Here is a 22,508-nt window from a genome sequence, read left to right as displayed (position 1 = left end):
TACAGTGATCCCACGTTAAGCGATACCAAGGAAAAGCCACCATGTCCCGCACGTTCCTATATGCCCGAGTCTCGACCTCGGGGCAGTTCACCGAGAACCAGACCCAAGAGGTCAAAGCTGCTGGCTTCGATGTGCAAGCCAGCCGGGTAATCGAGGAAACAATATCGGGTAGCGTTGCAGCCAAGGAACGCCCCGGCTTTCAAAAGCTGTTGGATCGTATGGAGAGCGGAGACGTGCTGATTGTCACCAAGCTTGACCGTCTGGGGCGTAACGCGATGGATGTACGCCAGACTGTCGAACACTTGGCGGCTAACGGTATCCGCGTCCACTGTCTGGCGTTAGGTGGGGTAGACCTGACATCGCCAGCAGGCAAGATGACCATGCAGGTGTTGGGTGCTGTAGCGGAGTTTGAGCGTGACTTGCTGATCGAGCGCACCCAGCAGGGTTTGATGCGTGCAAAGGCCGAGGGTAAGAAGCTGGGTCGGCCTGAGGCTACGGTTACTACTACAAGCGTGCAGATACAGAAGTCATACAACAAGACCCAGGCTCAAGTGGCTGCTGATCTTGGAATCGGTATTGCCACGGTGAAGCGTCACTGGAACAAGACCAATGCTCTTTAACAATTTGGATGCAGCAGTGCTCGTACCTCATGCGGGCATTGTTGCGACTTTAATTGATAAGCACATCAGATGATATGTGCAATGGCTTCTGTAAGCTCCCGAGAGGCTGATGCAGGAGTTCTATCCTGTATATGGCAATGGGTAGCTGCAAGCTCTCAGAGAGGTTTTGAGAGGCTCTGTGGGTGATCCTGACAAGTGAGAGTCGTTCTTATTTCATAATCAAGCCAGACTGCCAGAGGCGACCTCCAACGCGGCTTGATACCTCTGAGGTCGGTCCCGGTCACAGATTATATTTCCAGCTATGAATCCAAGACGCCTGCTGTAGTGGTCGAAATTTCCAGCGGGAAAAATGGAATCTGGAAATATTGCCTTGGCTAATCGCAGGGGAACGCATCCATCAGCGCCATCATGATTAGGGCGGATGGCTCCATGTGAAGATCCTTGGGGTGATCGGTGAGGTACTTAACCACGACTCGTAACGACTGATCGTTGGTAATGAAGGCGCCCCCTGCACACATCAGTTTGGGGGCGCTTTTGGCGTCAGCCAGATACACGAGAGTATTTCGAACGCCCACGATCTTGCCAAAACACTGCCCAGCTCCTAGCACTTCTAGTCGCCCTGCGTTAACTAGCTCCTTTGTGTCCAGCATCAGTTGGCATTGCCGAAGTAGAGTACTCCCATTGTCCGCATCTGTTGCTGTAGCAGCGCAACATGTAGCTGTTGCTACCAGTGCTGCCACCCCAATCCATGCGTTCATTGGTGAAGTCCTTGTGAGTGAGTTTGCAAATTAATCATCCCTACTATCAAATTGTTTATCTATATGGTTTTGAGTGAGCCTGCAATAGGGATAATGACTGGAACTTCGCCCACCACTGGAGAGAGTTCGGCGAGCGATGCAGCCCAAATACTTAATTTTTCTAGACATGAATTAGCGTAAGTTAATGAGTCTGGGGCTGAGGCTGCTTCGGTGCTTTCGATGATGTTATGAAATCTCGCCCGACGGAGCAAAGGATCATCAAAATGCTTGCCTGATCTACGGTCCTCTTTTAACTTTCCGGGATCAGACGGTAAGGGTAGCTTGACGAAGGGTAAATATTCCGAGTTAGATAGTTGAACGGTTCCCGTAATGGCAAAGAGCGTTGCGCCAGCTGTTGCTAATGGCGCTGCATGAATTATCAAATTCCGATACGTGCCAAGGATGTCTAGCCAGTTTCCCTGAGAACATATCTCTTGAATTTTGACTCCGTGCGGGTCAAGCGGTGGAGTCTTTTTCCAATGATTAAGTAGTGGTCCAATGCTTGTAATGTTTTTTGTGTCTGTAGGCTTAACATGCCAGTAAAATTCGATCAGGTAATCCCGGAGAGTGCAAGCATCGATAAGAAAAGTCTGGGCTGCCAAATAACAGAGTTCTGTGAATCCATCTAGGAAACGTTGGTCCGATTTGAAGTCTCCCGATTTTAATTTGGCGTTCAACTGGTCCATATAAGACTCTGATAGCTGCCGGACGCGCCACTCACAGCTCCTGAGCTGATGAGATATACGTGATGCTATATCGTAAAGTTTGCTATCGCCCTTTTTGAAGGCGCCATTTGCAATAAAGGACCAATCCCTACCTTGCTCCCATGTTAGCCAGCCTGAGGACGATTTTGAACGCCATTCGGGTGGTGCTTCTGAGTGTGATCCGCTAAAGAAATCGCAACCTACAACCTCCAATCCGAGGTGCCTAATGTCTGAGAATAGCGAGCTGTATTTTTGTACTTCAATAGTTTTCTTCTCGCCGGTCATATCGCCCGGATAGAGAAAATTAGACGACCTGTGATAGCTCAGAACTCTGATGCCTCCACTGATATGAACCTCGCGTACCGATAGCCATTCCATAAATCCCCCTCCCTGATTCTTTTGGTTGTTATCGCCACTCAGTGTAATCCGTGAAACCTCGTGGGCAAATCCAGCGTTGGTAGTCGCTGATCGCTACGCCAGCACCGTACCATCGTCCCACGTTGAGCTCGCTACATATATCAAAAAGTGCAGATAAAGCCTGTTGTTATGCTTTGGTCTAATAGCGCAGCAATATATACAGGCGAAGCCGAGACTTTGATTTTGCCCTTCACGTTGTCAGCGGAGCTGACGTTTAAACAGTCGGAAGGGTGGGGAGCTTCGATATGGCTTTGAGCTTCTGTTTTGTCGAAGCGCCTTTTGAATAAATGTCGTGGGTCACTGATCCGGTCTCGTGCCCGACCAACTCTTTCGCCAAGGCGTCTGGAACGTCTGCCCTGATTAGCTCAGTCACAACCGTGTGCCTGAAACTGTGGAAGACGTGGAGCCTACTGAATCCCGCCGCTGTACGCAGTCTGCCAAACGCCTTCGATATTGCATGCGACCGTTTGCCATAGTGGTCATGTGACGCGGTAGGGATGAGGAAGGTGTCTGTGGTGTCTTTGGTGAGACGGTCAACAGTGGATAGCAAGCTTGGATGAATCGGCACTACACGCTTGCTTGCTTTGCTTTTGGACTTGGGGAAGTCGAAGCACTTGATGCCATCAACAGTAATCACGCTGTCTTTGCTGAGCTGGCACAATTCCTCGATCCTGGCCCCTGTGTACCAGCCCAACGTGATCAGGTCAGCGAGCGGCTTATCGTCGTTATCGAGTGCGGCCTTGTGTAGCTTGCTGGCGTCAGCACTTGTGTAGATTTCTCGATCCTGTCCGGCTGTCTCCGATCCACCACCCTGTGGCAAATCATGACCAAGGAACGGGTTCACTTTGTCTTTGTATTCTTCACGCCAAGCCGCGTCATACTTCGCCGCCCACTTCCAGAAAGCAGTACCAGCCATGAGATACTGGCTTAACGTTGCGGGCGCCCGGTCCAACGACTTCAACCATGCATCAATCGTGTCGAAGTTGATGGGCAATCCTTCTTTCTTGAGGAAGACCGACAGCCGTTCCATTTTGCCCACTTGCTGATCGACGTGTTTAGCGGCGCCACCACGGCTTTCCCTGAATTCCCGGTAGGTTTTGAGCCGAGCTGTAGTGATTGGCGACTTCGGCTTGTGTGCCTTGGGGTCATTGAGTATCTGTTGAGCTTCTGCCTGTTCTGCCGGAGAAAGCTCATGCAGTTTGCCGAATCGTCTAACCAAGATTGCCGAAGCCACTTCGTTTGCGAACCTGACTTTAGCCAGCTCGCTGTCTTCACCCGGCAAGGCGTAAATCCTGTTAGCTTCGTTTTGGCGTGCTTCCAGCTCTGGGAGGTTGGTGAAGGATTCGAACTCGCTATTGAGTTTTAAAGGCGCGGGCCTGCTTTGATCTTCTTCACCTAAAGCCGCCGCAATTTTCATGTCGCGTACTCTCTGTGCAAGGTCTTGAGCCGCTGCCACTACTGGATCTCTCCAAGCGTCGCCACGGTTTGCCAGTTTTCCCCTTGCTGCATCAAATGCTGCCTTCCACTCGGCAATTACCGCGTGTCGCCGCTCCATAGCTACGCCGCGTAGCCCTGTTTTCAGTGAGCGAGTGAGTACAGTTTTACCGCCCATAGCTGCACGGACATCAGCGGGCACGGCCAACCGCACATACCACATACTTTCGCCTGCTTTCTGGATCAGATGGTCTGCCATAGTGGGGCCGTAGAAGGGGAGTAGTACGGTCGAGTGTATTACTCACTTGTACTACTATTCAAGCTAAAAGCCCCGTAATACCGGGCTACAAGGGCTGGAGGTGCCAATAGTTCGAATCTCTCCTTCACCGCCAAATTCGATGTAACCAGAACCCCTGATTTCGAGAGAAATCAGGGGTTTTGTGGTTTCCGGGGGCTGAAAAAGAGTCTGGCCAGTGACCCATCGAAAGCGCACGACAAACAACTGCCGAATGGCTAACTGCGCCCACCTCACTCTTGGCCCTGATACGAATAGGCAATGCTCGAAGACAAATCGGCATAGGTCGCCTGGTTTGCGATAGCTACCATGGCACCACACCTACTTGTCGGAGATGGCCATGATCAGCAGAAAAACCCTCTTCATCACCGGGGTCAGCAGCGGCTTCGGCAACGCCCTGGCGCAAGAAGCGCTTGCAGCGGGCCATCGCGTCATCGGCACCGTTCGCAGTGAAAGCGCGTTGCAAGCTTTTCAGGCTCTTTCCCCGGACAGTGTTCATGGGGTCATCCTGGATGTAACAGACTTTGATCGCATCGACAGCGTCATAGCGGAGGTTGAAGCAAACCACGGCCCGGTCGATGTATTGGTCAACAATGCCGGCTACGGACATGAGGGCATCCTCGAGGAGTCGCCGCTGGATGAGATGCGTCATCAGTTCGACGTCAATGTCTTCGGCGCGGTAGCGGTGATCAAGGCCTTCCTGCCTTATTTCCGCAAGCGTCGGGCCGGTCACATTCTCAATATCACGTCCATGGGCGGCACCATCACAATGCCGGGTATCGCCTACTATTGCGCCAGCAAGTTTGCTCTCGAAGGTATCTCGGACACACTCAGCAAAGAGCTACGGCCTTTCAATATCTTCGTCACGGCGGTGGCACCTGGCTCGTTTCGCACTGACTGGGCAGGACGTTCGATGCAACGCACGCCGCGAAGCATTGCCGACTATGACGCCAGTTTCGACCCGGTACGTAAGGCACGCGAAGAGAAGAGCGGTAAACAGCTGGGCGACCCGCGAAAAGCAGCACAAGCGATGTTGCAGGTCATTGCCAGTCCGACGCCGCCTGCGCACGTGTTGTTGGGTAGCGATGCATTGAGCCTGGTGCGTGACAAGCTTGCCAGCGCTGCCAGTGAAATAGATCAATGGGAAGCGGTGACCCGTTCAACCGATGGCTGATCGGCAAGTACAGGGAGCATTAATGACTCAGGTCGACTCACGCACCTCGCGCATGGTGCAGTTGATGGAAAAGCTCGCTCCGGTTGAAGGCTACAACCTGAGCGCGCTGGAGGACGTGCGCTTTTTGCGTTCAAACCGCCCGCTGACCCGCACTCCGGTTTTGTACGACCCCGGCATCGTGATCCTGTGCCAAGGACGCAAGCGCGGGTATCTGGGCGATGATGTCTACCTTTACGACGCCCAGCATTATCTCGTGGTCTCCGTCCCCGTTCCGTTCACCATGGAGACCGATGCCAGCGAAGCGGAGCCGATGCTGGCGGTTTACATGCGCCTGAACTTCCAGCTGGCCAGCGAGTTGCTGCTGCAAGTCGATGAAGCACTAGGACCCAGTGATGCCCAGCCCAAAGGCATGTACGCGTCGCCAATGGACGACTTGTTACGTACCTCGACGCTGCGTTTCCTTGACGCCATGAGTCGACCGGGTGATGCGCACATACTCGGCCCGTCGCTGATGCGGGAAGTCTACTACCGCATCCTGACGGGCGAGCAGGGTGGCTCAATGCGCGCTGCGCTTAATCGCCAGGGGCACTTTGGCAAGGTCACTCGGGCCATCCGCAAGATCCACAGTTGCTACCACGAGCACCTGGATGTGGAGTCCCTTGCCCAGGAAGCAAGCATGAGCGTGCCCAGCTTTCACCTGCATTTTCGTAGCGTGACGGACTCGTCTCCGATGCAATACCTCAAGTCGACACGCTTGCATCAGGCTCGATTGCTGATGTTGCACAACGCGATGACCGCTTCGGCTGCGGCGTTCAATGTGGGCTACGAAAGCGCCTCACAATTCAGTCGCGAGTTCAAACGCTTCTTCGGCCGAACGCCCCAGGCTGAGATTGAGTGGATGAAGGCGACCTATGCGTTGCCTGCGCCGTCCACGCCATCCTTTTATGTTTCGTCGCATTAGTGATAAGTCGGGCCTGCTAGACTGCCGAACCCCTCGAATGGAATCGACACAATGCCTCACCTTCGCGCTGTTCGCCGCCGCACTGTCAGGTCCATCACTGCGGTGTTGACATGCGCCCTGTCACCACTCGTCACCGCAACCACATTCCCTGACGCCGACGCCAGTGACCCCGCCAAACTGGGCTGGATGGTCGGTTCGCCACCTCCTGCCGATCGCACCGTGCGCTTCGAGGACGGCAGTTACTTCCAGTTCCCGGCTATGCGCTGGAGCGTTTCGAACTTCCGGCAGCTCATGCCGACAATCAACGTTTCACGAGGCCTCGGCGCCCCGGTCCCGCTGACTTCTGCGCTGCGCAACGATATCGACGCCATCAGCTTCACGCCGCTTGGCGCAACGCAGGCGATGACCTGGAATCAATCCCTCGCCGCCACTTACACCGACGGAATTGTGGTGATGCACAGGGGCAAGGTGGTCTATGAGCGCTACTTCGGTGTGCTGAAACCCGAAGGTCAGCACGCGGCGATGTCAGTGACCAAATCCGTGGTCGGCACGCTGGGTGCAATGTTGGTGGCTGAGGGGCGAATCGATGCGAACAAGCCTGTCGCCGATTACGTTCCCGAACTGGCGGCCTCCGCGTTCGGCAGCGCCACGGTACGTCAGGTCCTCGACATGACCACCGCACTCAAATACAGCGAAGACTATGCCGACCCGAACGCCGAAGTCTGGGCGCACGCAAAGGCTGGCAGTCCATTGCCCAAGCCCAAGGACTACACCGGGCCGCGGAGTTACTACGAGTTTTTGCAGACCGTTCAACTGCAAGGCGAACACGGCAGCGCGTTTGGCTACAAGACCGTCAACACCGACGCCCTCGGCTGGATCATCGCCCGAGCGACCGGCCGCAACGTTGCGCAGTTATTATCGGAGCGCATCTGGAGTCGTTTGGGCGCCGAGCAGGATGCCTATTTCACCGTGGACGCCATCGGTACGCCGTTTGCTGGCGGTGGCTTGAACACCGGCTTGCGAGACCTCGCCCGGTTTGGCGAGATGCTGCGCAATGACGGCCAGTTCAACGGCCAGCAGATCGTGCCCAAAGCCGTCGTGGATGACATTCGTCGTGGTGGCGACAAACAGGTTTTCGCCAAGGCCGGTTATGACTTGTTGAAGGGCTGGAGTTACCGCTCGATGTGGTGGGTGACGGGCAAGGAGGACGGGGCATTCATGGCGCGCGGCGTTCATGGCCAGCGCATCTATGTCGATCCGAAAGCCGAGATGGTGATTGTTCGTTATGCCTCGCACCCGGTTGCCAGTAACTCGGCGAATGATCCGGTGACGCTGCCGGCGTTTGATGCGTTGGCCGCGTTTTTGTCCAAGTTGCCTTGATTCGCTGTTTATAAAGAAGGAATTCCTATGATCACCACCACAACCCACGCCATCGAAGGCCGTCAGATCACCGCCTACCTGGATATCGTCAGTGCCGAGTCAGTGCAGGGCGTGAACGTTATCCGCGACGTGTTTGCCGGGATGCGGGATTTTTTCGGTGGGCGTTCCCAGACGTTGGAGCGGGCGTTGAAGGAAGCGCGGATTCAGGCGACTGACGAGATCAAGGAGCGGGCGCGAGCGCTTCAGGCGGACGCCGTGGTAGGGCTCGATTTTGAGATCAGCATGCCGGCTGGCAAGGGCGGGATGGTCGTGGTGTTTGTGACGGGGACAGCGGTCAGATTGAAGTGATTCGATTTGTTTGATCGCGAGGTGTTTTATCGGTCGCAGCGCGGGCCATTCGTCGGGCACGCAACAATCTGAATTACAAGTCCGGTAATGACCGACTAGTCTCAAAAGCCTTGGTGGTCGATATTTTTCAGGCAAATGGCTTTGCCGGTGTCGACCCTTTTTGAGAGGGGAAGAGGTATGGCTGATCCGTATATCGAAGACGACGGGGCTGAATTTCCAATCAACAATTGCGTTAAATGCGGCCAGACAGAGTATGTGGCGGGCTTCGGGGAAGACCCGGTCCAGGTCGGCAAAGTGAAATCCACCGTGCCCAGAGGGCCGAAGTCGAAATTTCTACCGAGAGTGGCAGCGCCTTCCAGGAAGTAACCGTTAACCGCACAAACCCCGCCATTCAGCGGGGTTTTTCGTTGTTACAGCACCCATTGTCGGTTGAAAACCCGGTGGCAGACGCTCGGTGGTGTTGGTCGTTTGTTTTTTCACAAACTTTTCACAGCATCGCCCGTAGGCTCAAACCATCCGTTAGAAAGCAGTACCTGGCCCGTTCCCCAGCGGGCTTTTTTTTGCCTGCCATAAAACCTTTTCCATAAACGCTGTCCAACCGTCGCTAATTGCGAGGTGCGGAGGTTTTTGTGTGGACGTTTCGTGCGCTAAAGCATTCAATCCCCGCCTTTCATTTATCTCCCTATTTTTGAGGTTTTCGTCATGCGTTTAACTCTGCCTGCACTGGTTCTTGGGCTTCTGGTTGCTCAAGGTGCGATGGCTGCCAGTGATGGCACCGCGGCAATTGGCGGCGGTCTGGGCGGTGCGCTGGGTAATGTGGTCGGCCAAAGCATGGGCGGCAGCACCGGCGCAGCGATTGGTGCGGGCGTAGCGGGCGCAGCCGGCAGTGCTGTTACAGCACGCAAAGGCCACCGTACTTCCGCTGCCATTGGTGGTGGCGTTGGCGCGGCCGGCGGTTCGGTGATCGGCAACAGCCTGGGTGGCAAGAGCGGTTCCACCATCGGCGCTGGTTTGGGTGGTGCTTTGGGCGGCGGCGTTGGCAGCAACCTGGCCAACGGTCACAAGCGTCACTGATCCTGATCGATCAGCATCGAAGAGCCCGGCTAAACGCCGGGCTTTTTCGTTAATGAACGATTCTTTGACCCAAGCCTCAAAGGTCGTATACCCCCGTAGAATAAGAGGCTTCCCATGACTCCGGTTAACAACGGCAAAAAGTGTAGAAACATCATTGCTCGACGTTTGGTGCTGTCTGCGTTTGTGGTTGGACTGTTCGCGGCTCAAGGTGCAATGGCGGCCGGCGACGGCACCGCTGCAGTGGGCGGCGGTCTGGGTGGTGCGTTGGGTAACGTCGTCGGCGGACAATTGGGCGGCAGCACAGGCGCCGCTATTGGCGCGGGCGTTGGTGGTGCGGCCGGTAGCGCAGTCGGGGCGAGTAAAGGCAATCGCAACGAGGCGGCTATTGGCGGTGGTTTAGGTGCAGCAGGTGGCTCAGTGGTTGGCAACAGCCTCGGCGGCTCGACCGGTTCGACCATCGGCGCGGGCCTTGGCGGTGCCGCGGGTGGTGCAGTCGGGAACAACCTGGGCGACGACGGCAACAATGGCAGCTCACATTCCGGCCACGGGAACGGTCACAAGCATAAGCACAAAAACAAGCATCACTAATACGCTCTCGAATAGAAACCCGGCCTGGTGCCGGGTTTTTTGTGTCTGCAATTCGCAAACCGGAACGATTGGCCACAGGCGGTCTCGAACTTCATACACCCCCCAATAATGCGAGGCATGCCATGACGCCAGAAACCGAAGGCAAAGAACAAAAAGGCCCAAGCGGACTTCCATTCATCAACGACCCTGGCAATGAAGATCCGGGTTCACTCATGGACGACGCCACGGTGCCCCTCAACGACTCTGATGACGCGGGCGATGTGGGGAACCTCGAGTACGAAGAAGAGGATGAAGACGTAGATTGATGTGTTTTGTTTAACCGATCGTCTCTCTGATCGAACACCACCCTGCATCACCCCTCGAACTATCAGGGCCTGCTTTTCAGGCCCTTTGAGAGGTGCTTATGAACGCTGATCCGAAAGACACCGACACCGACGACACACCTGAATATCCGCTGCCGTCACCGACCGATTCGTTGAGTCGTGATCAACGTCCGCCCGATGACGATACGGCGGTGGAGCAAGTGCCTGACGATGATGTGAGGCGCGGTGATGTCGAGGCGGACCCTGAAGATCCGGACATTGCCGGTGAGGATTACTCAGGCGAGCCGAGCTGAGTCAAGCCGCTCGTCGGTTGTGTGGCACCTTTAAAAACAGAGCGCTGCCAGATCAGGTATGCACCTTTTTTAAAGGAGATGCGTCATGGTCAGTTCAAAACTCACAGCCCTGATCATTGCAGGGCTGTTGTCTGTCGGCTCGTTGAGTGCGCTGGCTCAATCCAATGGGAATGATGCGCCTGTGGATAAAGGGGGGATGCCTCCGTCGACTGAAATGAATGCGAATTCTGCTGATGGTGATGCGTTGCCGCCGGGGAGTATTAATGGTGGGAATGGGGGGGATGCGAATGGGAGTAGTACTAGTCCGGGGAAGGGGAGTGGGGCTGTGAGTGGAGGGGATTCGATGGGGAGTGGTGGGGCTGGAAAGTCTGGTAGTGCTGGTGATGCCAGCGCTGGCGATGCCGAAGATGAGAAGGGTGGCTAGTTCGATAATGCATTTAAGTATCAAAGCCCAGCTATTTGTTGGGCTTTTTGATAGTCATTGCTTTCAGGAACTTGGCAACCTTTGCGCTACAAACAGCTATTTTGACACCTGTTCGCTGGCGACTCGATCCAGCGTTTGTAGAACGCCTGTTATAGCTGGATGTTGTTTGTGATGTCATTTTCCTCGTAGTCAAAAATTCTCACTACGTCCTCAAGATCCGTAGGCCTGCCTAGTTGAAGCTCGTATGCGACTAGGCCAGCAGATATTTGCGATGACATTCTCGAATGTGTAAACATTGATTTTAGCGCCTTTGCATAGAAATTTTGTTGTCGGATAATCTGCTCTTAATAAACCAAAGCTTTGGAGCAGGTCATGCGCTTTATATGTTTTCTCCGGATTGAACTTGGTTCGTAAGGTTAATAGCGCCCCCTCGCGCTGATATTCAATTATAGTACTGGCAAAGGTGCCATCGGAGAGTGTGGTTATTTCAAATGCTTTCATGAGCACCTTTTTTGGTTTAAGGTTGTTTTTTTTTTTTTGTATTGACTATTTTTTGATTGATTCTAACCAACGATGGAAGAAATCGGTTTGCATTTGTGGGTCGTGAACAATGTCTTGATCATCATACTGAAAGATATTGACCAGATCCTTTCTAGATGCTCGGACTCCTAATTTGTGCTCGTAGGCCATAATCCCACAGCTCATCTGCGACGACATACTGGAGGGTCGCACGTTTATTTTTGCTCCTTTGCATAGAAATTTAATTTCAGGAAACGACTTGATTATTTTTCCAAGACATTCATAAATATCAAGCCCTGAGAATTTTTGTGTTCGACCGCTCTTCAATGTTATTTGGATGGATGGTGTGTCTTCATCACAATCGAGTACAGCAATCTCTTGTTTGTTATCGATCAAGATAGAAATTTTTTCAATTGTCATTATCGTTTCCTTTGAGGGTTTGGTATTGAGTATCCAATATAGCTTCCGTCTTTTTTTAGGGGGGTAACACCTATAATGTCTCCGGTTTTTACCCTGCTAGGAATAGCTATCTCATCTTCATAGTCGTAAGGAATGTCATCAGGGTGTAACTCCTTGTTGACGTCATGGCCAAAAACTCGCCTGAGGGTGTACATATAACCATTTTTGGTCCTGTACTTGGTGCCGAAATCTATAGCTATCTCTGGGTCAGTAGATGTGCTTATAAAATTGCTCGGCGGGTTCTTGTTGTCCCAAACATGAAGTAATAAATCATTACTATCTCCTCTACTCAAGAACCCAGTATCAAAAATTTCATCTGGCTTACGCAAATCACCACGATATAGATACTCGTTTTCCCCTGTCGAGGAGGGAAGTGAAGGCTCTCCCTCATCAACCTTAACCTTCCCCGCCGGATCCTCCTCCCCAAACGCCGGCCTCTTACACCCATCCCCTCCAGGACACTCATTCAACCCCAACGGATCAACCCACCCCGTCGGGTTCCGCGTGTACTGATACCCGTTCAACCCACCCGCTAACCCACTCGGGTCCGGCGTCAAATACCGTCCCAGATCCGGGTTGTAATAACGATGCCGGTTGTAATGCAGCCCCGTCTCCGCGTCGAAATACTGCCCTTGAAACCTCAACGGTTGATCCAGCACCTGATGGGTATCGCGATTCAACCGGGTCAGGCGGCCGTAGGCGGTGTATTGCGCGGCCCAGATGATGTCGCCGCTGTAGTCGGTGAGTTCTTGGGGGGTGCCAAGGTGGTCGAGTTGGTAGTAGAACGGGCAGGCCTGGCGTGGGCCTTTGCCGTCGAGCATGGCGAGTGGGCGGAAGGTGCCGGGTTCGTAGAGGTAGCTGCGGTGGTGGTCCAGGCTGTGTTCGGCGATGAGCTGGTCGCCTTGCCAGAAAAACTCGGTGGTTTTGCCGTCGACGGTTTTGCGGATGCGGCGGCCGAAGGCGTCGTAGCGGTAGGTCGCGCAGGTGCCGTTGGGCAGCGTGGCGCTGATTAACCGGTGTTGGCAGTCGTAGTGGTATTCGGTGACGAGTTTTTGCCCGGTGCCGCGGCGTTCGCGGATCAGGTTGCCGAAGGCGTCGTAGTCGAAGTGGCGGTCGCCTTGCATCAACAGGCGATTGCCTTTGACGGCGGCCGGGCCGGGGCGATCCTGCATCAGCAGGTTACCGGCGGGGTCGTGGAAGAAGCTTTCGGGTTGTTGGTCGCGGGAGTGACGGACGCGGATCAGGCGGTTGAGCGGATCGTATTGGTAGTTGCGTTGGCCATGGCGGGTGTCCGCGAGGGTGTCGAGGTTGCCGTTGGCGCTGTAGGCATAATCGCGTCGATACAGCGATTGCTGGTGTTGGCTGACGGCATGGGCCTTCAGACGACCTTGTTCGTCGTGGTCGTACTGGCTGTGTAACAAGCCTTGCTGGCGCTTTAGTTCGCGGCCGAATTGATAGGTGTGGCTTGTGAGCCGGGTGCCGTTGAGGTCGATGGCTGTCAGTGCGCCACCCTTGGCGCGGTGGTAATCGATTTTGCTGTTGTCTGGCAGGCGCAGGTGGTTGAGTCGGCCGCACGCGTCGTAGCCATAGCGCAATGTGGCCCAGCTCTGGTGTTCTGTGATCAGCCGGTTCTGAGTGTCGTATTCGAATTCCAGTGGGTGATCGTGGTTGTCGTCGACACTGACCAAGCGGCCCAGGCTGTCGTAGTGGTATTCGACGTTGTTGCCGTCGGGCAGGGTTTTGATCAGCAGGCGACCGGTTGAGTCCCGTTGGTAACGGGTCATCAGTTGCGAGCCGTCATCGCCGAACTCTATTTTTTCCAGCAGATGACCATTGAGGTCGTAGGCATACGCAGTGCGTCGACCGTCAAATCCGACTTCCTGTCGGATCAATCCACTAGCTGTGTAGTCCAGTCGATAGTGTTCGCCGGACTCGTTCTCGATTTCGGTCAGCAGAAGCCGTGCGTTGTCATAGCGATAGTGCAGATGCGTGCCGTCGGGGTTGATCCGGCGGCTGACCAGGTGCAGGTCATCGTCGTACTCAAAGCGCGTGACACGCCCCAATTCATCGCGTTCGGCGGTGATTTTGCCGTAGGCGTTGTAGCTGAAGGCTCGGCTGGCACCAGTAGGAAGAGTCGTCTGGAGCAGTCGGCCAACGGCGTCCCATTGGTAGTGAGTGACAGCGCCATGTTCATCCTGACGGGTAATCTGCCGTCCCAGAGCGTCGTAGGAAAACCGCCGCTGACCGCCGTCCGGCAAGGTCTCCTCGATCAGTTGCCCGATAGCATCCCGAACGAAAACATGACGACTGCTGTCCGGAAAACGGATCGATGCCAGTCGTCCTTGAGTGTCGTAGTGGTAGTGAGTGACCTGGCCGTCGGGGTCGATGGATTCGGTGACATCACCCTGAGCATTGCGTTGATATTTCCATACCGCCTGACCGCGATAACGCGCATGCAGGAAACCGTTGCGGTATTCGTAGGACGTTGGCTCATCTTCAGGTGGAATCAGCGCAATCAGCCGCCCGAGATCGTCGTAGCGGTATTGAGTAATGGCCCCCAACGGCCCCTGTTCGGCAATCAGCTGACCCTTGTGGTCATAAGTCTTGAGGTGCTCGGCGCCATCCGGCCCGACCCGGCGCACCAACCGCGCCGTATCGTCATGGACGTAAACCTCCTCGCTGCCATCGACGTTTTTAACCAGCACTGCGCCGTTGTCGTCCCAGGCATAGCGCGTATCCATTTGCGCGAACGTCGCCCAGTGCCTTGTGCATCGGGCCGCTTTGCCGGACCGCTCCCACTCCCAAAAAAAACTGGCCCCACCGGCCAATTGCCGCTGGAGAATCACGTGTCGGTCGTCGTAGTCGTACCGTTCGCTTTCCCCGGCGGCATTGGTCGCTTCGATCAGTCGCTGTCGGGCGTCGTAGCGGTAGGCAATCAGCGTTTGCTCGGTACGCCAGGCGTCAGCCGCCGTATCGGCGGGGTGAAACGACTGGTACTCGACGGCGACGATGTGCCGGCGCTCGTAGCGCAACAGCAGCGAACGACCGGCGCCGTTGTCGAGGCGCTGAATGCGATCCTGCCGGTCACGGGTGATGTGCAGCCTGTTGTTATAGGCATCGCTGATCGTGGTCAGCCGGCCATTGCGAAAGTGATAGAACCGCGCGGTTTCGCCAGCGAGGGCGAGCACCAGTTCTTCTGGTTGATCCCCTGAATAAATCGCCGCCCGCGACAGGCTGTTGTGAATGGCCGGGCGTTTCTGGCTGGGCAGCGGAAATGTCGTGCGGCGGTTTTCATGGTCGATCCAGACGACGTGCTCTGCGTTCAGCTCCAGCCGATGCGCCAGCGAATGACTCCAGCCCCAGCCCAGCCCGCAATCGATTTCCACCGCGCTGCTTCGGTACAACCGGGTAAACGCAAACGGCAACAAACCGTTGAGCGATCCATCGTCCAGGGTCAGCAACTCTTCGCCGGTGACCATCGACACCGGACAGCCATTGATGCAGGTCAGTGGCCCGCAATCGGCGCTGTCGCCGTTGGGGTTTTTCGCCTGCTCGGGGGCGTCGTCGCGCTGTTCGTGCCGGCTCAGGCGAGTCTTGGGTGCGGATTTGTTGCGAGCAATGGCGACCGGGTTGTTCACCCATACAACCGGTGCAGAGCCTGCACTGATCTGTAGCGGCACCGCAGGCGCAGGGTTCAGCGGAACAGTGCGGATGTTGACCGCGAGGGGTTTGAATACGCCCGTATGGGGCGTCAAGTCGGATAGAGCGGCCAGGCGCAAACTCGCGGCTGCCAGCCATTTACGCGCTCGCTCCGATTTGATTTTGCCCAGCACCTTCGCACTGATACCGAACCTCAGCCCTAAAGGCCCCGTGAAGCGTGCCAGCAGGAATGCAATCAATACCCCTGTACGAATTTCCGCCACAACTTCGGCGATGTGCTGCGGTGGCATCATCCGCAGCCAACTGGTGAACGCTGCCAGATGGATGAACATCAACGGCTCGTCACTCAACACCAGCAACAGATTGGCAATCGATTCAGCCGAGGCCTGCAGCAGCGTTTCAAGTTCTACTTCGGTCAGGTACTCAAGGAGTTTTTCGCTGTTGGCCTGCAGGTCGGTGATCAGCTCGTAAATCTGCTTCACGTCATCCCACAAACCGTTCAGCGACGTCTCAACACCGAGCCAGTCAGCTTGTTGCAACAGGCCGTAGCGCTTGAGGAATCCGGCTTGTGCATACTCGGCCCATGGCGCTTCGAATTCAGTCGTCCACTCATTGCGCAGCCAGTCTTCCAGGCCGTCGATGACGCCTTGATAGGAGGCGTAGAGTGCTTTGACATGATCGGTGGAAACATTCGGAAAGAAGGTGATGCGGTAACGTTGGCCGCGTTCGCACTTGGGGATTTCGAGAATGCCGCTGGGGCCGATCTCGTGGTTGACCGGCTCGCCATAGGTGCCATCAGCATTCAACGGCTCGAGCATCACCGGCGTATTGCCGATGGGGACGAATTGCGCCGCGTCGAACATGTGTACCAGCGTCAACGAGCCGCTGGCCGGGCACGCCCCGACGGTGGAGCTGACAGGCGCAGTGGAATGCTTTGGCGCGACCAGCCGGACTTCGTTGCCGACCTTGAACACCTGCTCGATATCCAGCGCCTTGCCGGTCCAGAAACTCTCCGCCCAGGCATCGTAGTCGTTGAGGCACAGTCGAAAGTCAGCCAGCAACCCTTCGACATTCGGCTGCTCAGGGTCCATGGCAGCGACCACCAGCAGTCCGATGGTGTTGTTCAAGGCCAGAACCTTGTCAGGTTCGAACATTCGCAGTCCCTCGCGCAGATCAGATGTGAGCGCGAGACTTTGCTTGGGATCAGCGGCTAAAGAAGTCGGGAAAAGAGGCGTTTTATGTAGGGAAAGTCGCTAAATGACGGTCAGCACTTTTTGTAACGGTCGGGCATTGCCCGTTGCTCAATGTCAGCCGCGCTCGCTATGCTGCTGAATCCTTTAATCGATCACGGACCCGGCCACACCTGCGCCGCCTCTGGGATGTCATTAGAAAACGGATCCGATGCGATGAATGCACCGCTCAATCAGTTCGGCCCGATCAAGGCTGTGATTTTCGACATGGACGGCTTGTTGCTGGACACCGAGGGCATTTACACCGAGGTCACGTCGCTGATTGCCGCGCGTTACGGTCGGGTTTTCGACTGGAGCATCAAGCAAAACATCATTGGCCGTGGGGCCGGTGATCTGGCGCGATACGTGGTCGAGGCGCTCGATTTGCCGATCACTGCCGAAGAGTTCCTGGTGATCCGCGAACCATTGATGCGCGAGCGTTTTCCTGCCGCGCTGGCGATGCCGGGTGCTGAGGAACTGGTGCGGCACTTGAAGGCCAACAACATTCCGATTGCCGTGGGTACCAGTTCCTCGCGTCAGTCGTTCGGGCAGAAGACCACGTTGCACCGTGACTGGTTTGCGCTGTTCGATTTCGTTGTGACGGCCGACGACCCGGAGGTCGGCGCAGCTAAACCGGCGCCGGATATTTTCCTCACCGCAGCGCGGCGCCTGGGCGTTGCGCCTGAGGACTGCCTGGTGTTTGAGGATTCGCCGTTTGGCGTCACCGCGGCGAAAGCGGCGGGGATGACCGCGATAGCGATCCCGGATGCAGCCATGGCGGATGAGAAATACGCACATGCCGATGGCATTCTTCGTACGCTGAAAGCGTTCACACCGAGCGCGTGTGGTTTACCCGCCCTCGAATGGGCTTAACGCACCCGTAAGCAAAAGTGGGAGCGAACAGGCTCGCTCCCACTTTTGCTTGTGTCTAGCGCATCAGGCGCCGAAACCACCGTCGATGGTCAGGCTGGCCCCGGTGATGTAACCGGCTTCCGGACCGACTAGGTAGGCCACGAAGCTGGCGATCTCTTCTGCTTTGCCGTAGCGACCCACTGCCATCAACGGGATCAGGCTTTCCGCAAAGTCACCGTCAGCCGGGTTCATGTCGGTGTCGACCGGGCCGGGCTGCACATTATTAATGGTGATGCCGCGCGGGCCGAGGTCGCGGGCCAAGCCTTTGGTCAGACCTACCAGCGCTGATTTGCTCATGGCGTAAGGGCCGCCACCGGCGAAGGGCATGCGGTCGGCGTTGGTGCTGCCGATGTTGATGATGCGACCGCCTTCAGTCATGTGTTTGGCGGCGGCCTGGGTGGCGATGAACACGCTGCGCACGTTGATGGCCAGGGTCTGGTCGAAATCTTCGAGTTTGAAATCCTCCAGTGGTGCAACGGCCAGCACGCCAGCGTTGTTGACCAGGATGTCCAGGCGACCGAAGGCTTTAACCGTAGCGCTCACGGCGTTGCGGATGGCTTCAGCGTCGGCGCTGTCCGCCTTGATGGCCAGGGCTTTGCCGCCGCTGCTGGTGATGCTGTTTTGCAATTCTTCGGCTTTGGCCGTGGAGCTGACGTAGGTGAAGGCAACGGTTGCGCCTTCAGCGGCCAGACGTTTGACGATGGCGGCGCCGATACCGCGGGAACCGCCTTGAATCAAAGCCACTTTGCCGCTGAGGTTCTGAGTAGTCATAACGATCTCCAAAATCCCGAGGCGAGATGCCTCGGTTGATGGAGCCTAGTATCGATTGAGGATCAGGCGATGAGTAGCCGGCAATTGCGATAGTCTGTGTAAACCAAAAGTTTATAGTGGCACCTATGGAAACCTTCAGCAGTATCGAATGCTTTGTGCGCAGTGCAGAGGTCGGCAGCTTTGCCGAAGCCGCGCGGCGCTTGAGTTTGACCCCGGCCGCCGTAGGCAAGAGTGTGGCAAAGCTCGAGGCACGGCTTGGTGTGCGGCTATTTCAGCGCAGCACCCGCAGCCTGACGTTGACCGAGGCCGGTCAGCTGTTCCTTGGCGAGGTCAGTTCCAGCCTGCACACGATCCAGAATGCGGTGGCCAATCTGGCCAGCGCCGAAGGCCGACCGGCGGGGACACTGAAGGTCAGCATGGGCACGGTGTTTGGGCGCTTGTATGTCGTGCCGTTGCTGGGGGAGTTTTTGCGGCGCTTCCCCGTGATCAACCCGGACTGGCATTTCGATAACCGTCAGGTCGATTTGATTGCGCAGGGGTTCGATGCGGCCATTGGCGGTGGTTTCGAACTGCCCCAAGGGGTGGTGGCGCGCAAACTGGCGCCGGCGCATCGGGTGTTGGTGGCGTCAGCCGGTTATCTGGAGGCGCATGATGCGATCGCCGAGCCCGATGATCTCAAGCACCACGACGGCATTCTGATTCGTTCGCCGCAGACCGGCCGGGTGCGTTCCTGGCAGTTGACCAGTCGCACGCAGCAACACAGTCCGCTGACATTGAAGGCGCGGATGACCATGAGTGATTCGGAAGCCGCGTGCGCGACGGCGGCCCAGGGGCTGGGGATTGCGCTGGTCAGCATGCCGTTCGCCTCGGGGTTTCTGGAGAGCGGGAAGCTACAGCGGGTGCTGCCGGACTGGTATGTCGACGATGGCAACATTTCGATCTATTACGCGGAACACAAACTGTTGCCGGGCAAGACCCGGGCGTTTGTGGATTTCATCATTGAGCAGTTTGCGGAGCAGGGGCTGGGGCAGCGGTTTAGTGCGGTTTGAGTTCGGCTTGGGGCCGAGTTGCTGTCATCGCGGTCTGCCGCTCCCACAGGGGATCTCACAAGGCTCGGGATCAGGCCTTGGATTTGCTGATGATGTTGCCTGCATGCAACCCGCATTCTTTCTGCGTCGCCTCTTCCCACCACCAGCGACCTTCGCGCTCATGCTGGTTCGGCAGCACCGGACGGGTGCACGGTTCGCAGCCAATGCTGATGAACCCGCGCTCATGCAGGCTGTTGTAGGGCAGCTCCAGCATGCGGATGTAGCCCCAGATCTCTTCGCTGGTCATTTGCGCCAGCGGATTGAATTTGTACAGGGTGCGCTCGGGCGTCGAGAACGCGGTGTCGATTTCCAGCACCGCGACGGCGCTGCGGGTGCCGGGGCTCTGGTCCCGGCGCTGGCCGGTGGCCCAGGCGGTGACGCCGGACAACTTGCGGCGCAGCGGCTCGATCTTGCGGATGCCGCAGCATTCGCCATGGCCGTCCTTGTAGAAACTGAACAGGCCTTTTTCCTTCACGAAGGGTTCAAGTTTCGTGTAGTCCGGCGACACCAGTTCGATGTCGATCTTGTAGTGCTCGCGCACCTGATCGATGAAACGGTAGGTTTCCGGGTGCAAGCGGCCGGTATCGAGGCTGAACACCTTGACGTTCTTGTTCAGCTTCCAGGCCATGTCTACCAGCACCACGTCTTCGGCGCCGCTGAAAGATATCCACAGGTCATCGCCAAACTCGGCAAAGGCGAGTTTCAGGATGTCCTGGGCGGACTTATTGGCATAGGTCGTGGCGAGTTCCACGACGTCGAACGTTGGGCTCATCAGGGCGGCTTCCTACAGGTCGGTGGCGCTGGGCGCTCTATATGGCTGCGATGGTAACAAAATCCTGCAGCCGCTGGCGCGCCCTCTGCGTTGCGCCGGTCAGCCCGAATCGCTAGAGTTCGGCAGTCTTTTTGCTCGCTCGACTCAATAATCAATACAAATGGGAGTGTCTTGTGGAAATTGCCTGTCTGGATCTTGAAGGTGTACTGGTCCCGGAAATATGGATCGCGTTTGCCGAAAAAACCGGAATCGAATCCCTGCGGGCTACCACCCGGGACATTCCTGACTATGACGTGCTGATGAAGCAACGCCTGCGAATTCTCGATGAACACGGGCTGAAACTCGCCGATATCCAGGAAGTGATTGCCACGCTCAAGCCGCTCGATGGCGCCATCGAGTTCGTTAATTGGCTGCGCGAGCGCTTCCAGGTGGTGATCCTGTCAGACACGTTCTATGAGTTTTCGCAGCCGTTGATGCGCCAGCTGGGTTTTCCGACGTTGCTGTGCCATCGCTTGATTACCGATGATTCCGGTCGGGTGACCAGCTATCAGCTGCGTCAGAAAGATCCCAAGCGTCAGTCGGTTCTGTCCTTCAAGAGCCTCTACTATCGGGTGATCGCGGCGGGGGATTCGTACAACGACACGACGATGCTGGGTGAGGCGGATGCGGGGATTCTATTCCATGCGCCGGACAATGTGATTCGCGAGTTTCCACAGTTCCCGGCGGTGCATACGTTTGAGGCGCTGAAGCAGGAGTTCATCAAGGCTTCTAATCGGGCGTTGAGCCTTTAGTCGTCTGGAAGGGCCTCATCGCGGGCAAGCCCGGCGCCTACAGGTATTGCGCTAAACCTGTGGGAGCCGGGCTGGGTCCGGGCGGCGTTCCGACGATGCTTTTAAAGGTTTTGCAGGGTGTCGAGCAGGACTTTGACCTTGGTTATCGATTCCTGATACTCGGCCTGCCACTCGGAGTCAGCGACGATTCCGCCACCGCCCCAGCAACACACTTGCCCATCCTTGACCAGCAAGCTGCGAATCGCGATGGAACTGTCCATCTCGCCGCGCACATCCAGATACAGCAATGACCCGCAGTACAATCCACGCCGGGTCGGCTCCAGCTCATCAATAATCTGCATCGCCCGAATCTTCGGCGCACCAGTGATCGAGCCGCCGGGGAAGCTGCCGGCAATCAGGTCCAGCGCATCGCGGTCATCCGCCAGTTCACCGGTCACGCTGCTCACCAGATGATGCACGTTCGGATAGCTTTCCAGGCTGAACAACTCCGGCACTCGCACCGAACCAATGCGGCAGGTGCGCCCGAGGTCATTGCGCAGCAGGTCGACAATCATCAGGTTTTCCGCGCGATCCTTGGCGCTGGCGAGCAGTTCGGCGGCATTCGCCGCGTCTTCGGCAGCGGTCAGGCCGCGAGGGCGGGTGCCTTTGATCGGACGGGTTTCCACCTGCCGTTCGCTGACTTTGACGAAGCGCTCCGGCGACAGGCTCAGCACCGCGCCGCCCTCGGGCAGGCTCTGGAAACCGGAAAATGGCGTCGGGCACGCGGCGCGCAACGCGACGTACGCTGCCCATGGATCGCCTTGGCACTCCGCCCGGAAGCGCTGGGCGAAGTTGACCTGGTAGCAGTCACCGGCCTGGATGTAGTTCTGAATGCGTTCCAGCGCCTGGCGATACTGGTCGGCGCTCAGGTCGGCACGCATCGGCGCTTTCAGGGTGAAAGGTTCAAGGGTTTCGGCCGGCGGCTGACTGAACAGTGTGATCAGACGCTGGCGTTCGCTATTGACCAACGACGGGTGAAACACCAGTTGACTGGTCTTCACGTGGTGATCGCTGATCAAGGCCCAGTCATATAACCCGAAACGCGCATCGGGCAATTGCAGATCGTCTTGCGCCTGGCTCGGCAGGTTTTCCAGGTGCCGACCGAAGTCGTAGCTCAGGTAACCGATCAGGCCGCCGGCGAAGGGCAGTTCATCAGGCACTTGCGCTTTACCGAGTCGTGTCAGGTTTTCGCGCAGGCGTTGCAGGAAATCGCTGCCGCTTTCGTCGGGTAATACAGCCAGTTGCGCCAGCGGCCAGGCGCTGAGCAAATCAAAACGCCCACGCTCGGCACTTGGCCGGCCACTGTCGAGCAGCACAGCGCCGGGCGCGTGACGAATCGCCGCGAAGTAGTCGGCGGGGTTGGCGCGATAAGGGAGCGGGTGTACGGAACAGGTCAACATGGGCGGGGCGGGTCAGCCATCGAGGCGGGGTGGCGA

Annotated in this window: 22 protein-coding genes; 13 read left to right on the top strand and 9 right to left on the bottom strand. The window is 56.6% G+C overall.

Going from position 1 to position 22,508, the window contains the following annotated elements:
* The first annotated feature begins 41 nt into the window (after positions 1 to 41).
* Positions 42 to 620 carry a recombinase family protein gene (locus tag SB725_RS17325; protein WP_410922343.1) on the top strand — a complete coding sequence of 193 codons (579 nt, stop codon included), beginning with the start codon at positions 42 to 44 and terminating at the stop codon, positions 618 to 620.
* 374 nt (positions 621 to 994) lie between these two features.
* Here the strand turns inward: SB725_RS17325 and SB725_RS17320 are convergent, their stop codons facing one another.
* The 3 genes from SB725_RS17320 to SB725_RS17310 form a co-directional block, all read right to left on the bottom strand.
* Positions 995 to 1,378, bottom strand: a complete 384-nt coding sequence (locus SB725_RS17320) for a Rap1a/Tai family immunity protein (protein ID WP_410922341.1) — start codon at positions 1,376 to 1,378, stop codon at positions 995 to 997.
* Positions 1,379 to 1,437: 59 nt separating this feature from the next.
* Positions 1,438 to 2,499 carry a hypothetical protein gene (locus SB725_RS17315; RefSeq protein ID WP_410922339.1) on the bottom strand — a complete coding sequence of 354 codons (1,062 nt, stop codon included), beginning with the start codon at positions 2,497 to 2,499 and terminating at the stop codon, positions 1,438 to 1,440.
* A 253-nt stretch (positions 2,500 to 2,752) separates the two neighbouring features.
* Positions 2,753 to 4,231, bottom strand: coding sequence for a tyrosine-type recombinase/integrase (locus SB725_RS17310; RefSeq protein WP_410922337.1), 1,479 nt, complete (start codon positions 4,229 to 4,231; stop codon positions 2,753 to 2,755).
* A 376-nt stretch (positions 4,232 to 4,607) separates the two neighbouring features.
* On the opposite strand from SB725_RS17310, the gene SB725_RS17305 reads away from it, so the two are divergent.
* The 9 genes from SB725_RS17305 to SB725_RS17265 all read left to right on the top strand — a co-directional run bounded on the left by SB725_RS17305 (position 4,608) and on the right by SB725_RS17265 (position 10,408).
* Positions 4,608 to 5,441 (top strand): oxidoreductase, encoded by an 834-nt coding sequence (locus SB725_RS17305; protein WP_027922524.1) that lies wholly within the window; start codon positions 4,608 to 4,610, stop codon positions 5,439 to 5,441.
* A gap of 22 nt (positions 5,442 to 5,463) precedes the next feature.
* Complete coding sequence (locus tag SB725_RS17300; RefSeq protein WP_027922525.1) at positions 5,464 to 6,402, top strand: AraC family transcriptional regulator; 939 nt, start codon at positions 5,464 to 5,466, stop codon at positions 6,400 to 6,402.
* Between the two features lie 51 nt (positions 6,403 to 6,453).
* The gene (locus SB725_RS17295; protein WP_410922334.1) at positions 6,454 to 7,782 is read left to right on the top strand and encodes a serine hydrolase domain-containing protein; all 1,329 of its coding nucleotides are present in this window, start codon (positions 6,454 to 6,456) and stop codon (positions 7,780 to 7,782) included.
* A gap of 27 nt (positions 7,783 to 7,809) precedes the next feature.
* Positions 7,810 to 8,130, top strand: a complete 321-nt coding sequence (locus SB725_RS17290) for a YbjQ family protein (protein WP_027922527.1) — start codon at positions 7,810 to 7,812, stop codon at positions 8,128 to 8,130.
* A 177-nt stretch (positions 8,131 to 8,307) separates the two neighbouring features.
* On the top strand, positions 8,308 to 8,496 hold the full coding sequence (locus tag SB725_RS17285) for a hypothetical protein (protein ID WP_027922528.1): 189 nt from the start codon (positions 8,308 to 8,310) through the stop codon (positions 8,494 to 8,496).
* A 336-nt stretch (positions 8,497 to 8,832) separates the two neighbouring features.
* Entirely contained in the window at positions 8,833 to 9,204 is a 372-nt protein-coding gene (locus tag SB725_RS17280; RefSeq protein WP_027922529.1) for a hypothetical protein, read from the top strand.
* 114 nt (positions 9,205 to 9,318) lie between these two features.
* On the top strand, positions 9,319 to 9,792 hold the full coding sequence (locus tag SB725_RS17275) for a glycine zipper domain-containing protein (RefSeq protein ID WP_050590149.1): 474 nt from the start codon (positions 9,319 to 9,321) through the stop codon (positions 9,790 to 9,792).
* Positions 9,793 to 9,914: 122 nt separating this feature from the next.
* Positions 9,915 to 10,097 (top strand): hypothetical protein, encoded by a 183-nt coding sequence (locus SB725_RS17270; RefSeq protein WP_027922531.1) that lies wholly within the window; start codon positions 9,915 to 9,917, stop codon positions 10,095 to 10,097.
* Positions 10,098 to 10,195: 98 nt separating this feature from the next.
* Positions 10,196 to 10,408 (top strand): hypothetical protein, encoded by a 213-nt coding sequence (locus SB725_RS17265; protein WP_059181332.1) that lies wholly within the window; start codon positions 10,196 to 10,198, stop codon positions 10,406 to 10,408.
* Positions 10,409 to 11,042: 634 nt separating this feature from the next.
* Here SB725_RS17265 and SB725_RS17260 read toward each other — a convergent pair.
* From SB725_RS17260 to SB725_RS17250, 3 genes are read right to left on the bottom strand one after another with little or no spacing between them, the layout of a single operon-like run.
* A complete protein-coding gene (locus SB725_RS17260) occupies positions 11,043 to 11,333 on the bottom strand; it encodes a hypothetical protein (protein ID WP_410922331.1) in 291 nt (96 codons plus the stop codon).
* A gap of 45 nt (positions 11,334 to 11,378) precedes the next feature.
* On the bottom strand, positions 11,379 to 11,771 hold the full coding sequence (locus tag SB725_RS17255; RefSeq protein WP_410922329.1) for a hypothetical protein: 393 nt from the start codon (positions 11,769 to 11,771) through the stop codon (positions 11,379 to 11,381).
* Positions 11,771 to 16,624: an RHS repeat-associated core domain-containing protein gene (locus SB725_RS17250; protein WP_410922327.1), complete on the bottom strand. Its 4,854-nt coding sequence runs from the start codon at positions 16,622 to 16,624 to the stop codon at positions 11,771 to 11,773. The genes SB725_RS17255 and SB725_RS17250 overlap by 1 nt, the downstream gene beginning before the upstream one ends.
* A gap of 252 nt (positions 16,625 to 16,876) precedes the next feature.
* Here SB725_RS17250 and SB725_RS17245 point away from each other — a divergent pair, with 252 nt between their 5' ends.
* The gene (locus SB725_RS17245) at positions 16,877 to 17,572 is read left to right on the top strand and encodes an HAD-IA family hydrolase (RefSeq protein WP_027922536.1); all 696 of its coding nucleotides are present in this window, start codon (positions 16,877 to 16,879) and stop codon (positions 17,570 to 17,572) included.
* A 63-nt stretch (positions 17,573 to 17,635) separates the two neighbouring features.
* On the opposite strand, the gene SB725_RS17240 is transcribed toward SB725_RS17245, so the two are convergent.
* Complete coding sequence (locus SB725_RS17240) at positions 17,636 to 18,382, bottom strand: 3-oxoacyl-ACP reductase family protein (RefSeq protein ID WP_410922325.1); 747 nt, start codon at positions 18,380 to 18,382, stop codon at positions 17,636 to 17,638.
* A 125-nt stretch (positions 18,383 to 18,507) separates the two neighbouring features.
* Between SB725_RS17240 and SB725_RS17235 the strand changes: the two genes are divergently transcribed.
* Entirely contained in the window at positions 18,508 to 19,431 is a 924-nt protein-coding gene (locus SB725_RS17235) for a LysR family transcriptional regulator (RefSeq protein ID WP_410922323.1), read from the top strand.
* Positions 19,432 to 19,501: 70 nt separating this feature from the next.
* On the opposite strand, the gene SB725_RS17230 is transcribed toward SB725_RS17235, so the two are convergent.
* Entirely contained in the window at positions 19,502 to 20,242 is a 741-nt protein-coding gene (locus SB725_RS17230; protein WP_008027340.1) for a phosphoadenylyl-sulfate reductase, read from the bottom strand.
* 173 nt (positions 20,243 to 20,415) lie between these two features.
* Between SB725_RS17230 and thrH the strand changes: the two genes are divergently transcribed.
* Positions 20,416 to 21,033, top strand: a complete 618-nt coding sequence (gene thrH / locus SB725_RS17225; RefSeq protein WP_027922539.1) for a bifunctional phosphoserine phosphatase/homoserine phosphotransferase ThrH — start codon at positions 20,416 to 20,418, stop codon at positions 21,031 to 21,033.
* Between the two features lie 101 nt (positions 21,034 to 21,134).
* On the opposite strand, the gene pabB is transcribed toward thrH, so the two are convergent.
* Entirely contained in the window at positions 21,135 to 22,472 is a 1,338-nt protein-coding gene (pabB, locus tag SB725_RS17220) for an aminodeoxychorismate synthase component I (protein ID WP_410922320.1), read from the bottom strand.
* Positions 22,473 to 22,508 lie beyond the last annotated feature (36 nt).

It is taken from the genome of Pseudomonas sp. SIMBA_041 (genome assembly GCF_046535095.1).
Taxonomy (GTDB): domain Bacteria; phylum Pseudomonadota; class Gammaproteobacteria; order Pseudomonadales; family Pseudomonadaceae; genus Aquipseudomonas; species Aquipseudomonas mucoides.
This window is presented reverse-complemented; position numbering and strand designations above follow the sequence as displayed.

Bases quoted from the DNA above. Each gene is read 5' to 3' on its own strand.
- SB725_RS17325 (WP_410922343.1), top strand. From the start codon at position 42: ATGTCCCGCACGTTCCTATATGCCCGAGTCTCGACCTCGGGGCAGTTC.
- SB725_RS17320 (WP_410922341.1), bottom strand. From the start codon at position 1,378: ATGAACGCATGGATTGGGGTGGCAGCACTGGTAGCAACAGCTACATGT.
- SB725_RS17315 (WP_410922339.1), bottom strand. From the start codon at position 2,499: ATGGAATGGCTATCGGTACGCGAGGTTCATATCAGTGGAGGCATCAGA.
- SB725_RS17310 (WP_410922337.1), bottom strand. From the start codon at position 4,231: ATGGCAGACCATCTGATCCAGAAAGCAGGCGAAAGTATGTGGTATGTG.
- SB725_RS17305 (WP_027922524.1), top strand. From the start codon at position 4,608: ATGATCAGCAGAAAAACCCTCTTCATCACCGGGGTCAGCAGCGGCTTC.
- SB725_RS17300 (WP_027922525.1), top strand. From the start codon at position 5,464: ATGACTCAGGTCGACTCACGCACCTCGCGCATGGTGCAGTTGATGGAA.
- SB725_RS17295 (WP_410922334.1), top strand. From the start codon at position 6,454: ATGCCTCACCTTCGCGCTGTTCGCCGCCGCACTGTCAGGTCCATCACT.
- SB725_RS17290 (WP_027922527.1), top strand. From the start codon at position 7,810: ATGATCACCACCACAACCCACGCCATCGAAGGCCGTCAGATCACCGCC.
- SB725_RS17285 (WP_027922528.1), top strand. From the start codon at position 8,308: ATGGCTGATCCGTATATCGAAGACGACGGGGCTGAATTTCCAATCAAC.
- SB725_RS17280 (WP_027922529.1), top strand. From the start codon at position 8,833: ATGCGTTTAACTCTGCCTGCACTGGTTCTTGGGCTTCTGGTTGCTCAA.
- SB725_RS17275 (WP_050590149.1), top strand. From the start codon at position 9,319: ATGACTCCGGTTAACAACGGCAAAAAGTGTAGAAACATCATTGCTCGA.
- SB725_RS17270 (WP_027922531.1), top strand. From the start codon at position 9,915: ATGACGCCAGAAACCGAAGGCAAAGAACAAAAAGGCCCAAGCGGACTT.
- SB725_RS17265 (WP_059181332.1), top strand. From the start codon at position 10,196: ATGAACGCTGATCCGAAAGACACCGACACCGACGACACACCTGAATAT.
- SB725_RS17260 (WP_410922331.1), bottom strand. From the start codon at position 11,333: ATGAAAGCATTTGAAATAACCACACTCTCCGATGGCACCTTTGCCAGT.
- SB725_RS17255 (WP_410922329.1), bottom strand. From the start codon at position 11,771: ATGACAATTGAAAAAATTTCTATCTTGATCGATAACAAACAAGAGATT.
- SB725_RS17250 (WP_410922327.1), bottom strand. From the start codon at position 16,624: ATGTTCGAACCTGACAAGGTTCTGGCCTTGAACAACACCATCGGACTG.
- SB725_RS17245 (WP_027922536.1), top strand. From the start codon at position 16,877: ATGAATGCACCGCTCAATCAGTTCGGCCCGATCAAGGCTGTGATTTTC.
- SB725_RS17240 (WP_410922325.1), bottom strand. From the start codon at position 18,382: ATGACTACTCAGAACCTCAGCGGCAAAGTGGCTTTGATTCAAGGCGGT.
- SB725_RS17235 (WP_410922323.1), top strand. From the start codon at position 18,508: ATGGAAACCTTCAGCAGTATCGAATGCTTTGTGCGCAGTGCAGAGGTC.
- SB725_RS17230 (WP_008027340.1), bottom strand. From the start codon at position 20,242: ATGAGCCCAACGTTCGACGTCGTGGAACTCGCCACGACCTATGCCAAT.
- pabB (WP_410922320.1), bottom strand. From the start codon at position 22,472: ATGTTGACCTGTTCCGTACACCCGCTCCCTTATCGCGCCAACCCCGCC.